Consider the following 14092-nt stretch of genomic DNA (forward strand, 5'->3'; position numbering starts at 1 on the left):
TCCGCTTGTTGCATCCGAGTGTGCGGCGGGCCACACGGCGGCCTGCATGGCGGCCGCGACAAAAGGCACCATAACGACTGTTGCAGGCGGCGTCCCCCACGAGCGAGGCGGGAGTCGCCAGGAGCATGCATGAGCGGGTGCTATCGAATTTTGGGATTTAATAGTTTTGGGACGGTTTGGACAGCGGCGGGCGCGGTTAGAATACGCGCTGCCGGTAAGTCGAAGGATTAAAAACCAATGAAGACCACCTTTCTGGATTTCGAGCAGCCCATCGCCGAGCTCGAAGCGAAAATTGAAGAATTGCGCTTCGTGCAGGACGATTCGGCCGTCGATATTTCGGAAGAGATCGAGCGGCTGTCGAAGAAAAGCCAGCAGCTCACGAAGGATCTTTATGCGAATCTGTCGCCGTGGCAGGTGTCGCAAATCGCACGTCATCCGCAGCGCCCGTACACGCTCGACTACGTGAACGAACTGTTCACGGACTTCCACGAACTGCATGGCGACCGTTCCTATGCGGACGATCTGTCGATCGTCGGCGGCCTCGCGCGATTCAATGGCCAGCCGTGCATGGTGATTGGTCATCAGAAAGGGCGCGATACGAAAGAGCGCGCGCTGCGCAATTTCGGCATGCCGCGCCCCGAGGGCTATCGCAAGGCCGAGCGTCTCATGCGTCTTGCCGAGAAATTCGGCCTGCCGCTGTTCACGTTTATCGACACGCCGGGCGCGTATCCCGGTATCGGCGCCGAAGAACGCGGGCAGTCGGAAGCGATCGGCCGCAACCTGTACGTGATGGCCGAGCTCAAAACGCCGATCATTTCGACGATCATCGGCGAGGGCGGTTCCGGTGGCGCGCTGGCCATCGCGGTTGGCGACAGCGTGCTGATGCTGCAATTCTCCACCTACTCGGTGATCTCGCCGGAAGGCTGCGCATCGATTCTGTGGAAGAGCGCAGCGAAAGCGCCGGAAGCGGCCGAAGCGCTCGGTTTGACCGCGCATCGTCTGAAGGCGCTCTCGCTGATTGACAAGATTGTCAATGAACCGCTCGGCGGCGCGCACCGCGATCCGAAGGGCATGGCCGCATTGCTGCGCCGCGCGCTCGCCGATTCGCTGCGCCAGTTCCAGGGCATGAGCGTGAGCGACCTGCGTCAGCGCCGTTTCGACCGGCTCATGGCGTACGGCAAATTCAAGGAAACGACGCCGGGCGCGTAAGTGCGGAGAAGCGCCAGCGCTTTTTTTTGCGAGCTGATTGCGTGCTTCTCGCGTGCTGATCCGGTGCTGATTGGGTGCTTGTCGCGAGTTCATTGGGCACGTGCTGCACGTATCATGAGCCTGTGGTGCAGATGCGCGCTTTACTGCGCCTTTGCCGTCTGTGACTCGTATCGTGACTGCCTGTCGTGAACACTTCCTCTGATCCCGCAGCCGATCGCATCGTGCTCGATGCGATCGAAGCAGCGCTGATTCACGAGCCCGCCGATACACGCATCGCCATTGCCTACAGCGGCGGTCTCGATTCGACCGTGCTGCTCGATGCGGCGGTACGCGTGGCCGGCGCGGCGCGCTGCCTTGCATTCCATATTCATCATGGCTTGAGTCCGAATGCCGACCGCTGGCTCGCGCACGGCGAAGAGCAGGCGGCTGCGCTCGGCGTGTCGTTTGCGGCGCGTCATGTCGAAGTGCGTCGCGACGCGGGTGCCGGTGTCGAAGCCGCGGCGCGCGAGGCGCGTTATCGCGCGCTCGACGCGTTGTGCGACATCGAGCACGTGCGGCGCATCTGGCTCGCGCAGCACGCGGACGATCAGGCCGAAACGGTGCTGCTGCAATTGCTGCGCGGCGCGGGGCTCGCAGGACTGGCGGCAATGGCGGCCGAATATCGCCCCGCCGGCGCGGCGGTCACACGGGTGCGACCGTTCCTGCATCTGCTGCGCGCGCAGCTCGAAGACTATGCGCGCGGTCGCGCGCTGCGCTGGGTCGACGACGAATCGAATACCGAGACACGCTTTGCGCGCAACGCGCTGCGTCATCATGTGCTGCCGCAGCTTGCCGTGCACTTTCCAGGCTTTCGCGATGCGCTCGCGCGCACGGCCGCGCATGCGGGCGCCGCGCAGCGCCTCGTCGACGAACTCGCGCGTATCGATATGCAAAACGTCGCGAGCGACGACGACACGCACGCGCTGTCGCGCACCGCATTACTCGAACTCGACGACGAGCGCGCGCTGAATCTGCTGCGTTACTGGATGCGCACGCTCGGTCTGCCGGCCGCATCGACGGCGCGGCTCACCGATGCGCTGCGGCAGCTGCGCGATGTGCGCGACGATCATGGCTTGCGCGTCGATCATGCGGGGCAGACGCTACGCAGCTACCGCGGCCAGATCTACTGGGAAGCGGGCGACAGCGGCGATGCCGCCGACGAGACTGCGTTCGCCGCGCGGCCTGTCAGCGAATTGACGTGGCACGGCGAGGCGGTCTGGCGCCTGCCGGCGTGGCGCGGCACGTTTGTGTTTGCGCAGGAGGCGGGCGGTGAGCCGGCAGACCCGGCAGCGCGCGACTTGTCGGCGATTCCCGCGGCGCTGTTGCTGCACGGACCGTTGTCGGCGCGCGCCCGCAGCGGCGGCGAGCGTATGCGCTGCGACGCGCATGGCCCGAGCCGCACGCTGAAAAATCTGTTTCAGGAGCGGGGCGTGCCGTCGTGGAAGCGCGATGTGCCGCTGCTTTATGCGGGCGATATGTTGCTGTACGTGCCGCTGCTCGGCGTGAACCTCGCAGCGCTGGATGCGTGGTATGCCGACCATGCAAGCCGCGCGGACCATGCAAAAGAGCCGCGAAAACCGGAAGACACGCAACACGCACCGCACGCGAGCGAGGAGGGTGCTGCCGCTGCCGCGCCGTTTGCCGATCGCTGCATCCGGATCGACTGGCGCGAAGATCTGCTGATCGCCTGATCCGCGCAGCCGGATCGTGCCGCCGAACCAGCCGCCGAACCAGCCGCCGAATCAGCCGCCGAGAGGGCTGACAAACCAGACGATGTCCGTCAAGAAACCCTTTACCCACAAGCCTTTGCGGCGCTTATGACTTGTCAAGTCGCGTCGCTTCAGGTAGGGTAGCTTGTTTGTCCGACCTGCTTTACACGCGTTTTCCGGCGTTTGGGGTCGATTCTCGGTCAGCGCAAAGTCCCGAAGTCAAGGCCAGATTCAAGCTTGAATTCAGGGCCGATTTCACGATCCCACGGTCGATCAACATCGATTGAGATCGAGCAGCGAGCGGCGCATCGTCCGCACGCGAGCCGCCGCACCGCCGCCACGGGCCCTACAGGGCGCGTATTCGGAGCAGGATTGCGGAGCAGGATTGCGGTGACCGGACCGGTTTCGATCCTCGTCCTGTTGAAGAGCAGGATCGGAAGGGCAAATTCGAAGGGCAAATCGCGCGTCACGCGCACGCCAACTTCGCGCCGCACACCTCGCCGTCGTTCCAGAACGTTGTGCTTCCAGCTGTGTGGCGCGTCCTCGACGTGCGGGCGCGGCGCGCATCGAGCGTCTGAAGCATCTCCAGCTTTTCCTACGGTTTGAAAACGACAATGGCACTCATCGTACACAAATACGGCGGCACCTCGATGGGCTCGGTCGAGCGCATCAAGAACGTCGCGAAGCGCGTCGCGAAATGGCACAAGGCCGGCCACCGGATGGTCGTCGTGCCGTCCGCGATGTCCGGCGAAACGAACCGCCTCATCGGTCTCGCGAAAGAAATCTCCGGTCAGCCGAGCCCGCGCGAACTCGACATGATCGCGTCGACGGGCGAGCAGGTCAGCGTCGGTTTGCTGTCGATCGCACTGCATGACGCGGGCGTGGACGCCGTCAGCTACACGGGCTGGCAAGTGCCCGTCAAAACCGACAGCGCATTCACGAAAGCGCGCATCAACGACATCGACGGCGAACGTGTGCTGCGCGACCTCGATGCGGGCAAGGTGGTCGTGATTACCGGCTTCCAGGGCATCGATCCCGAAGGTCACATCACGACGCTCGGCCGCGGCGGTTCGGATACGTCGGCCGTCGCGGTGGCCGCGGCGCTCAAGGCGGACGAGTGCCTGATCTATACCGACGTCGACGGTGTCTACACGACGGACCCGCGCGTCGTCGAAGAGGCGCGCCGGCTCGATCGCGTGACCTTCGAGGAGATGCTGGAAATGGCGAGCCTCGGCTCGAAGGTCCTGCAGATCCGCTCGGTGGAATTCGCGGGCAAATATCAGGTGAAGACGCGCGTGCTGTCGAGCCTGACCGACCCGCTGATGCCGCTCGAAACCGAGATGTCCTCGGGCACCCTGATTACTTTTGAAGAAGACGAGACCATGGAAAAAGCAGTCATTTCCGGCATTGCGTTTCAGCGGGACGAAGCCCGCATCGCCGTGATGGGTGTGCCCGACAAGCCGGGCATCGCGTATCAGATTCTCGGTCCGATCGCCGAAGCGAACATCGACGTCGACATGATCATCCAGAATCAGAGCGTCGAGGGCAAGACGGCATTCACGTTCACGGTCGGCCGTGGCGACTATCAGCGCGCGATGGACATCCTCACGAATCAGGTGAAGGGTCATATCTCGGCCGAGCAGGTGCTCGGCGACCCGAAGGTGTCGAAGGTGTCGGTAGTTGGCGTCGGCATGCGCTCGCATGTGGGCATCGCGAGCACGATGTTTCGCACGCTGTCGGAAGAAGGCATCAACATCCAGATGATTTCGACGTCCGAAATCAAGATCTCGGTGCTGATCGACGAGAAGTACATGGAGCTCGCCGTGCGCGCGCTGCATAAGGCGTTCGAACTCGATCAGGCCTGATCGCGCGATCGGGCTGCCGATTCGGCACGCTTGCGCCGGGCGGCGTCGCGGGTTGCGTCGCCAGATTGTCGAGGGTGGTTTCGTGGCTCTGCGGCAACTCGCGCAGCCGCGCCACGGCGATGACAGCGCGGTGACATCGCTGGCATAAAAATCGTGCCGGGGAAATTGACCTGTCTTCCTGAACCCGCTATTATCTTGGCTTCGTCGCGCTGCCTCCCTGGCGCGAGCGAAGGTTTGGGAGACGTGGCCGAGAGGTCGAAGGCACTCCCCTGCTAAGGGAGCATCTGGGCCAAAACCTGGATCGAGGGTTCGAATCCCTCCGTCTCCGCCAGTACGTCAGTATATGGCGGTGAAACCCCGTAAGTTCTCGGACTTACGGGGTTTTGTTTTGTGGGCGTCCCATTTCATTCGCCAACGTGCGAGTCTGCGCGTCGCGAAATTCAGAAATGAAATTACCTGGGATACCCAGGCGATACCAGGCGATAGCGCGAGACCCCGTGAAAGGGTGGATCGGAACCGAGGTGCGGGTCTCCGCGCAGTATGGCGATCGACGCAGACGACCTCCGCGCGCAAGCCGCAAGACAGACATCGCGAGCATCTGCGCATCGTGCACCGTCAAGTTTTCCACCGTGGTGCCGATAAGACACGCAACGTCAATACGCGACGCTTGCGGAGTTCTGTTGCGTCACGAAACCCTGTCGCGTGTAACTGCGCGTTACAGGCGGGGGTAGGACGCGATTTTGTGCATCAGTTATTACAAAGTTGAAATATGCTGGCCGCCGACGTTTGTTATATTGAGATGCAGGTAGTCGACAACACGAACACACACACTCGCAAAATAGGTGAACACATGAAGACCACGCGTCTTGTTACGTTACTGGTCGGCGCGCTCGCGATCGGCGCGTCGAGTGCCGCGATGGCTGGAGGAGTGCATCTCGGTATCAACCTCGGCATCCCCGCACCGGTCTATGCCCCGGCGCCCGTGTACGCAGCTCCGCCGCCCCCGCCGCCGGTCGTGTATGCCCCGGCTCCGGTGTATGCAGCGCCGCCGGCGATCGTCATCGGCTGGCATGGCAACCGATATTGGGACGGCCGCCGCTACTGGGGCCGCGACGAGTGGTATCGCCATCATGGCGGATACCATGGTGGTTATCACGGCGGTGGTCACGGCCACGGTCGCTGGCATTGAGCCTCGCGTGCGCAGTTCGATATTGCGCACCGCGAACACGAGTCGACTAGCAAAAAAACCGCCCTTAAAGGGCGGTTTTTCATATCGGTTGTGGATGCAACGAGATGTACGAAGCCCGGCCGCGCAGCGCGCCTTAACGCAGCGCCGCGGGTCAACCGCATGCAACCGGGCTGACGTTACTCAGCCGCGGCTGCCGCCATCCCGCCGACCACCGCATTGAAGCCGCTGTCGACATGCACGATCTCCGCCGTCACGCCAGCTGCGAGATCGGACAGCAGGAATGCCGCCGTATTGCCGACCTGTTCGATCGTTACGTTGCGCTTGAGCGGCGCATTGTCTTCGACGAAATCGAGAATCTTGCCGAAGCCCTTGATGCCGCTTGCCGCGAGCGTCTTGATCGGACCCGCTGAAATACCGTTGACGCGCACGCCCTTGTTGCCGAGCGACACGGCGAGATATCGGACGCTCGCTTCGAGCGATGCCTTTGCGAGGCCCATCGTGTTGTAGTTCGGAATCGCGCGCTCGGAGCCGAGGTAGGTCAGCGTGAGCAGCGCCGCATCGTTCGACAGCATCGGCTGAGCGGCTTTCGCGAGTGCCGCGAAGCTATAGGCGGAAATGTCGTGCGCGATGCGGAAGTTTTCGCGCGTCATGCCGTCGAGGAAGTCGCCCGCGATCGCTTCGCGCGGCGCAAAGCCGATCGAGTGCACGAGGCCGTCGAGGCTATTCCAGTGTTGCCCGAGCGAGGCAAAGAGTGCATCGATCTGCGCATCGTCGCCGACGTCGCACGGGAAGACGAGGTTGCTGCCGAACTCGGTGGCGAACTCGGTAATGCGATCCTTGAAGCGATCGCCGACATACGTGAATGCGAGTTCGGCGCCTTCGCGCTTGCAAGCCTGCGCGATGCCGTAAGCGATGGAACGATTCGACAGCAAGCCGGTCAGCAGGATACGTTTACCAGCGAGGAAGCCCATGGATTCTCCTAATGAGGTCGGTGCACTGCATGCCCAGTCGGATGGGCGCGCGCGGATTTTGAGTAGAATTCTCTCACATTGCAACAAGGCGGCCTTCGCAGTCCGCGTGATCGGGGTTTGATCCTGGCTTGATCCACGCCGGATACGACGCCGGATACCGCGCGGGCACCAAGCCCGGTGCCGCGCTTTGCACGTCCAGCACTCTCTTCGAACAAGGCACCATGACGCTCGACTCACGATGGCTTGAACCCGTTCGCGCGCCGGTGCGCATCGTGTTGCGTTTGCTATTCGAGGAGAAGGGCATTGCGCGGTTCGCGAAGCAGCAGGGCGCATTGCTGTTGTTCGCTTTGCTGCTCTTCACCCCATCGGCATTCGCGGCCTACGCGATCGCGCAATACGGCCAGCCGAAATACCCGCCGGACTTCAAACACTTCGATTATGTGAACCCCGATGCGCCGAAAGGCGGCACGCTGGTGCTCGCGAATCCGGGCCGGCAGACGAGCTTCGACAAGTTCAATCCGTTCACGCTGCGCGGCAATGCGGCGCCCGGCATCGACGTGCTGTTCGAGAGCCTGACCACGGGCAGTTCAGACGAAGTCGCCTCCGCCTACGGCCTGCTCGCCGACGATATCGCCGTCGCGCCCGATGGACTGTCGACCACGTTCCACATCAATCCTCACGCGCACTTTTCGAATGGCGACCCGGTGACCGCCGACGATGTGAAGTATTCGTTCGATACGTTGAAGAGCCCCAAGGCGGCGCCGCAATACGCCGCGTATTTCGCCGGAATCGCGCGTGCGGTGGTGGTCGACCCGGCCACGATCCGCTTCGAGTTCAAGCAGCACGACCGCGAATTGCCGCTTCTGGCGGGCAGCATGCCGGTGTTTTCGCACAAGTGGGGCGTGAAACCCGACGGCAGCCGCGTGGCGTTCGATCAGCTTGCGTTCGAAAAGCCGATCGGCAGCGGGCCGTATCTGATCGAGCAGTACGACAATGGCCGCAACATCACCTACAAACGCGATCCGAACTACTGGGGCGCGAAGTTGCCGGTGCGGGTCGGCATGTTCAATTTCGATCGCATCCAGTACAAGCTGTACGGCGACCCGACCGCGCGGCTCGAAGCGTTCAAGGCCGGCGAGTACGATGCGCTCGTCGAATACGTCGCGCGCAGCTGGGTGCGGCGTGACGTCGGCAAGAAGTTCGACGACGGCGAACTGATCAAGCGCGAGTTTGTGCAGCACAACGGCACCGGCATGCAGGGTTTTATCCTGAACCAGCGGCGGCCGCTCTTTCAGGACGTGCGCGTGCGCGAGGCACTCGATCTCGCACTCGACTTCCAGTGGCTCAACCGGCAACTGTTCTACAGCCAGTACAAGCGCATCGACAGCTTTTTCGTCAACACCGACTGGCAGGCCAAAGGATTGCCGTCGCCAGGCGAGCTGAAGCTGCTCGACCCGTACCGCGCGCAACTCGAGCCTTCGGTATTCGGTTTGCCGCCCGTGCAACCCGATACCGATCCGCCCGGTTCGCTGCGCGCGAACCTGCTGAAGGCGCGCGAGCTGCTCGCGCAAGCGGGCTGGACCTACCGGGACGGCGCGTTGCGTAATGCGAAGGGCGAGCCGTTCGAATTCGAGATTCTCGACGACTCCGGTTCCGCGCAGAGCTTCGAACCCGTCATTGCAACGTATATCCGTAACCTGCAAAAGCTCGGTATCAACGTGCGCATGCGTGTGGCGGACTTCGCCGTTTATCAGAAGCGCCTCGACGCATTCGACTTCGACGTGACGACACTGCGTTATCCCGATACGCAGGTGCCCGGTTCCGATATGGTCGACCGCTTCGGCAGCAAGGCCGCCATGGAGCCCGGCTCGGGCAACCTGATCGGCCTCAGGTCGCCGGCCGTCGATGCGATTCTGCGCGCGCTGGTCGGCGCGCAGACGCTCGAGCAACTGAGCGACGCGACGCATGCGCTCGACCGCGTGCTCATGCATGGTTACTATGTCGTGCCGCAGTGGTATAGCGCGACGCATCGTGTTGCGTTCAAGCGCGGGCTCGCGTGGCCGAAGACCTTGCCGCTGTACTATTCGGCGGAAGGCTGGATCGTGTCGATGTGGTGGTTCGCGCCGCCGCAAGCGGCGCAACAGCCCGTGCAGCAAACGGTGGAACAAGCGCCGGAACAAGCGGTGGCACAAGCGGCGCGAGCCTCGCACTAACGCAGCGCGACGCCTGCCTTTCGCCACAGCGTCGCAACGCCTTTCGATCGACTGCCTCACCACACCGGATCGCCGCCATGTGGAGCTACATCCTCAAACGCCTGTTGCTGATGATCCCGACACTGATCGGCGTGCTAACCGTTACGTTTATCGTGATCCAGTTCGTGCCGGGCGGCCCGGTCGAACAGGCCGTGCACGAACTGCGCCGCAGCAGCGCGGAAGGCGGCACGCCGTTCGGGCTGCGCGCGCATAGCGGTGTCGATGCGCAGCAGATTGCGCAACTGAAGGCGCTGTACGGTTTCGACAAGCCGCCGCTCGAACGCTACTGGCTCATGCTCAAGCGCTTCTCGCGTTTCGATCTCGGGCAAAGCTATTTCCGCCATCAGAGCGTGTGGTCGCTGATCGTGCAGAAGCTGCCCGTGTCGATCAGCATCGGCCTCTGGACGTTCTTTCTGACCTATCTGATATCGATTCCGCTCGGCATCGCCAAGGCCGTGCGCAACGGCTCGCATTTCGACGTCGCGACGAGCTTTATCGTGCTGATCGGTTACGCGATCCCCGGTTTCGTGCTCGGCGTGCTGCTGCTCGTGCTGTTCGGCGGCGGCAGCTTTCTGCAACTGTTTCCCTTGCGCAATCTGACCTCGGACAACTGGGACCAGCTGAGCCTCGTCGGCAAGATTCTCGATTATCTGTGGCATATCACGCTGCCGATCGTCGCTTCGGTGGTCGGCAGTTTCGCCGTCGTCACGATGCTCACGAAGAACTCGTTTCTCGACGAGATCCGCAAGCAGTATGTGCTGACCGCGCGCGCGAAGGGCTTGTCCGAGCGGCGCGTGCTGTGGAAGCATGTGTTCCGCAATGCGCTGCTGCCGCTGATCGTCGGTTTCCCCGCCGCGTTCATCGGCGCGTTCTTTACCGGCAGTCTGCTGATCGAAACGCTGTTCTCGCTCGACGGGCTCGGCCTGCTCTCGTACGAGTCGGTAACGAGGCGCGACTATCCGGTCGTGCTCGGCACGCTGTACCTGTTCACCCTGATCGGTCTCGTCACGAAGCTGATTTCGGATCTCTGCTACGTGTGGGTCGACCCGCGCATTCAATTCGAACAACTGGAGCGCTGACTTGAGCCGCGTCCGTACCGATGCCGAACCGATTTCGCGCGACACGCCGGTGCGCGCATTCGTCTCGCCGACGCCCGCGCGCCGTGTGTGGGCGCGCTTCAGGAAGCAGCGGCTCGGCTACTGGAGTCTCGTCGTCTTTATCGTCGCGTTTGCGGCGAGCCTCGCGGCGCCGCTGTGGTGCAACGACAAGCCGCTCGTGGTCCGCTACGACGGCCACCTGTATTTCCCGCTTTTCGAGACGTATCCGGAAACCACGTTCGGCGGCGACTTTCCGACGCCCGCCGATTATCTCGACCCGTATATCCGGCACCGCTTCGAGCTGAACGGCAACTTTGCGGTCTATCCGCCGAATCCGTACTACTACGACACGCTGAACTATTTCTCGAAGGTGCCGAACCCGGCGCCGCCGTCGCGCGACAACTGGCTCGGCACCGACGCGCAGGGCCGCGATCTGGTCGCGAGGCTCGTGTACGGCTTTCGCGTGTCGGTCGAGTTCGCGCTCGTGCTGACGCTGATCGGCACCGTGCTCGGCGTGCTGGCGGGCGCCGTGCAGGGTTTTTTCGGCGGCAAGACCGATATTGTCGGCCAGCGGCTGATCGAAATCTGGAGCGCGCTGCCGGAACTGTATTTGCTGATCATTTTCGCGTCGATCTTCGAGCCGGGCTTTGTTCTGCTGATCGTGCTGCTGTCGCTGTTCGGCTGGATCGGTCTGTCCGATTACGTGCGCGCGGAGTTTCTGCGCAATCGCCAGCAGGACTACGTGCGCGCCGCGCGTGCGATGGGGCTGTCGAACTGGCAGATCATCTGGCGCCATGTGTTGCCCAACAGCCTGACGCCCGTCATTACGTTCCTGCCGTTCCGCATGAGCGGTGCGATCCTCGCGCTGACGAGCCTCGATTTTCTTGGCCTCGGCGTTCCGCCGCCGACGCCGAGTCTCGGCGAACTGCTCTCGCAGGGCAAGGCGAACCTCGACGCATGGTGGATCTCGATGTCGACGTTCTGCGTGCTCGTCCTCACGCTGATGCTTCTGACGTTCATGGGCGACGCGCTGCGCAATGCGCTCGATACGCGTCTCTCGGACGCGATGCGCGCCGGAGGCAACCAGTGAGCGACGCGATGCGAAACCCGCGCGGGCCGCTCGAGCGGCATGAGCATGATGAGCATGATGAGCGCCATGAGACCGACGCGCCGCTGCTGGAAATCGAACACCTGAACGTGCGCTTCGGCGATACCGTCGCGGTCAGCGACGTCTCGCTGTCGATCGCGCGTGGCGAACGCGTCGCGCTGGTCGGCGAATCGGGCTCGGGCAAAACCGTGACGGCGCTGTCCATCCTGCGTTTGCTGCAGGATGCGCAGACGAGCGGTGCGATCCGCTTCGACGGCGAAGACCTGCTCGCGAAAAGCGAGCGCGCGATGCGCGGCCTGCGCGGCTCCGACATCGCGATGATCTTCCAGGAACCGATGACGGCGTTAAACCCGCTCTATTCGGTCGGCGAGCAGATCGCGGAAACCATCGTGCTGCACGACGGCGTGTCGGCCGCCGAGGCGCGCAAGCGCGCGGTCGAACTGCTCGGGCGTACCGGCATTGCCGAGCCCGGCAAGCGCGTCAACAGCTACCCGCATCAGTTGTCGGGCGGGCAGCGGCAGCGCGCGATGATCGCTATGGCGCTCGCATGCCGGCCGCGCCTGTTGCTTGCGGACGAACCGACCACCGCGCTCGACGTGACGATTCGCGCGCAGATCGTCGAACTGCTGCTCGAACTGCAGCGCGAGGAAGCGCAAAAGCGCGGGATGGCCGTGCTGCTGATCACGCACGACCTGAACCTCGTGCGTGATTTCGCGCAACGCATCGCGGTGATGGAGAAGGGTGTGCTCGTCGAAAGCGGGCCCGTCGCGCAGGTGTTCGGCTCGCCGCAGCACCCGTACACGCAGCGGTTGCTCGAAAGCCGCCCGCAGCGCACGGTGGTGCCGGTGCTGCCGATCGCGCCGGTGCTGCTCGATGCGCGCGAGGTGTCGGTCGACTTCAGGACGAAGCTGCCGGGCATGGCCGGCTGGTTCCGGTCGGGCCGCTTTCGCGCGGTCGACGACGCGACGATCACGGTGCGCCAGGGCGAGACGCTTGGCATCGTCGGCGAATCGGGCTCGGGCAAGTCGACGCTTGCGATGGCGCTGCTCGGTCTGCAGCGCGTCACGCGCGGCGCGATCGAGTTTCAGGGCAGGGCGCTCGCGAGCTACCGCGGTCGCGAAAAGACCGCGCTGCGCTCGAACCTGCAGGTCGTGTTTCAGGACCCGTTCAGCTCGCTGTCGCCGCGCTATACGATCGAGCGGATCGTCGGCGAAGGGTTGGCGCTGCATCAGCCGCAGCTCGACGCGGCGTCGCGCCGCGAGAAGGTCGTGTCGGTGCTGCGCGAGGTCGGCATCGACCGCACCGCGCTGCACCGGTATCCGCACGAGTTTTCGGGCGGTCAGCGGCAGCGCATCGCGATCGCGCGGGCGCTCGTGGTCGAGCCGCGCATTCTGATCCTCGACGAACCGACGAGCGCGCTCGACGTGTCGATCCAGCAGCAGGTATTAAAGCTTCTGGCCGGGTTGCAGAAGAAATATAACCTCGGCTTTATATTCATCAGCCACGATCTGGCCGTGATCGGCGCAATGGCGCATCGCGTCGCGGTCATGAAAAACGGATCGATAGTCGAGAGCGGCGACGTTGAGAAAATTTTTGCGTCGCCGTCGCACCCTTACACCCGAAAGCTGCTGAACGCCGCGTCTGGTGGTGAAAATTCACTGTTGTAACCAATTGTATGTCTTTCTCAATTGTTTTTTTCTATTCCTTTTGACACTTGAATACTTACTGGCTAGTATCGACCAAACTTTTTTCCTAGTTCTCTGATTTTTAGGCAAAAACTACCGACCAATGCAGCACCGATCTCTACCCCAGGCTTGTACGCGCGTCGTCGCCGGGATGTTCATTGGCGTACTGATGGTGGCAGCTTCCGGCACGTTTGCCGACGCATTTGCCGACGAAGTAAGCAGCTTTAACCAGAATGCCGCATTTTCGACGCCCACCAGTTTTTCGGGCGCCGGCTCGAACTTCCTGATCCCCTCCGTTCCTTCCAGCAGTTCGTCGAGCAACGCGCCGGCCGCATCGGCTTCCTCGTCCTCGTCTGCTTCGTCTGACACGCCGTCGAGCACGAGCGGTGCACGCTCGTTCCTGTCGGGCGTCGCCGGCAAGGCCGGTGACGTCGTCGTGGGCGCGTTGAACCTGATCGGCGTGCGCTACCGCTGGGGCGGCTCGTCGCCGGACTCCGGGCTCGATTGCAGCGGTTTCGTGCGCTACGTGTTCCAGGACACGCTTGGTCTCGCGCTGCCGCGCCGCGCCGAGGAAATGAGCCGCGTCGGCGAAAAGGTTCGCGTGGCCGATCTGAAGCCCGGCGATCTGGTGTTCTTCAACACGATGCGCCGCACGTTCTCGCACGTGGGCATCTATATCGGCGACAACAAGTTCGTGCACTCGCCGTCGACGGGCAGCACGATCCGCGTCGACGACATGGACGACGCGTACTGGGAAAAGCGCTTTACCGGCGCGCGCCGCGTCGAGACGTCGTTCTCGCCCGACCAGCAGCAGGATTTTCGTCAGCGCGTGAGCGCGACGATCGGCGGCAGCAACTAATTGCGGGTTGACGGCTGTCGGTGCTCCGGCAGCCGTGGTTGGAATGGCCGTCCGAATGACGAAAGGCCCGCTTGACCGGAATCGACCGGCAGCGGGCCTTTCGTTTTGA

Annotated in this window: 10 protein-coding genes and 1 tRNA gene; 10 read left to right on the forward strand and 1 reads right to left on the reverse strand. The window is 63.0% G+C overall.

Annotated elements, in window-relative coordinates:
- The first annotated feature begins 237 nt into the window (after nt 1–237).
- From BTO02_RS09430 to BTO02_RS09450, 5 genes are all read left to right on the forward strand, one after another.
- Nucleotides 238–1209 carry an acetyl-CoA carboxylase carboxyltransferase subunit alpha gene (locus BTO02_RS09430; RefSeq protein ID WP_075156818.1) on the forward strand — a complete coding sequence of 324 codons (972 nt, stop codon included), beginning with the start codon at nt 238–240 and terminating at the stop codon, nt 1207–1209.
- 185 nt (nt 1210–1394) lie between these two features.
- Nucleotides 1395–2939, forward strand: a complete 1545-nt coding sequence (gene tilS, locus BTO02_RS09435) for a tRNA lysidine(34) synthetase TilS (RefSeq protein WP_075156819.1) — start codon at nt 1395–1397, stop codon at nt 2937–2939.
- A 632-nt stretch (nt 2940–3571) separates the two neighbouring features.
- Entirely contained in the window at nt 3572–4822 is a 1251-nt protein-coding gene (locus BTO02_RS09440; RefSeq protein WP_075156820.1) for an aspartate kinase, read from the forward strand.
- Nucleotides 4823–5059: 237 nt separating this feature from the next.
- Nucleotides 5060–5153 (forward strand) — tRNA-Ser (locus tag BTO02_RS09445).
- Between the two features lie 519 nt (nt 5154–5672).
- On the forward strand, nt 5673–6011 hold the full coding sequence (locus BTO02_RS09450; protein ID WP_075158732.1) for a hypothetical protein: 339 nt from the start codon (nt 5673–5675) through the stop codon (nt 6009–6011).
- Nucleotides 6012–6187: 176 nt separating this feature from the next.
- Here the strand turns inward: BTO02_RS09450 and fabI are convergent, their stop codons facing one another.
- Nucleotides 6188–6982: an enoyl-ACP reductase FabI gene (fabI, locus tag BTO02_RS09455; RefSeq protein ID WP_075156821.1), complete on the reverse strand. Its 795-nt coding sequence runs from the start codon at nt 6980–6982 to the stop codon at nt 6188–6190.
- 221 nt (nt 6983–7203) lie between these two features.
- Between fabI and BTO02_RS09460 the strand changes: the two genes are divergently transcribed.
- The 5 genes from BTO02_RS09460 (at nt 7204) to BTO02_RS09480 (ending at nt 13983) form a co-directional block, all read left to right on the forward strand.
- Nucleotides 7204–9195: an extracellular solute-binding protein gene (locus tag BTO02_RS09460; RefSeq protein WP_083615230.1), complete on the forward strand. Its 1992-nt coding sequence runs from the start codon at nt 7204–7206 to the stop codon at nt 9193–9195.
- Nucleotides 9196–9272: 77 nt separating this feature from the next.
- A complete protein-coding gene (locus BTO02_RS09465; protein ID WP_075156822.1) occupies nt 9273–10313 on the forward strand; it encodes a microcin C ABC transporter permease YejB in 1041 nt (346 codons plus the stop codon).
- Between the two features lies 1 nt (nt 10314).
- Nucleotides 10315–11421: an ABC transporter permease gene (locus tag BTO02_RS09470; protein WP_075156823.1), complete on the forward strand. Its 1107-nt coding sequence runs from the start codon at nt 10315–10317 to the stop codon at nt 11419–11421.
- Nucleotides 11418–13106 carry an ABC transporter ATP-binding protein gene (locus BTO02_RS09475; protein WP_442953445.1) on the forward strand — a complete coding sequence of 563 codons (1689 nt, stop codon included), beginning with the start codon at nt 11418–11420 and terminating at the stop codon, nt 13104–13106. The genes BTO02_RS09470 and BTO02_RS09475 overlap by 4 nt, the downstream gene beginning before the upstream one ends.
- A 121-nt stretch (nt 13107–13227) precedes the next feature.
- Nucleotides 13228–13983 carry a C40 family peptidase gene (locus tag BTO02_RS09480; RefSeq protein ID WP_075156824.1) on the forward strand — a complete coding sequence of 252 codons (756 nt, stop codon included), beginning with the start codon at nt 13228–13230 and terminating at the stop codon, nt 13981–13983.
- The last annotated feature ends 109 nt before the right edge of the window (nt 13984–14092 follow it).

This window comes from Paraburkholderia sp. SOS3, assembly GCF_001922345.1.
In the GTDB taxonomy this organism is placed as follows: Bacteria; Pseudomonadota; Gammaproteobacteria; order Burkholderiales; family Burkholderiaceae; genus Paraburkholderia.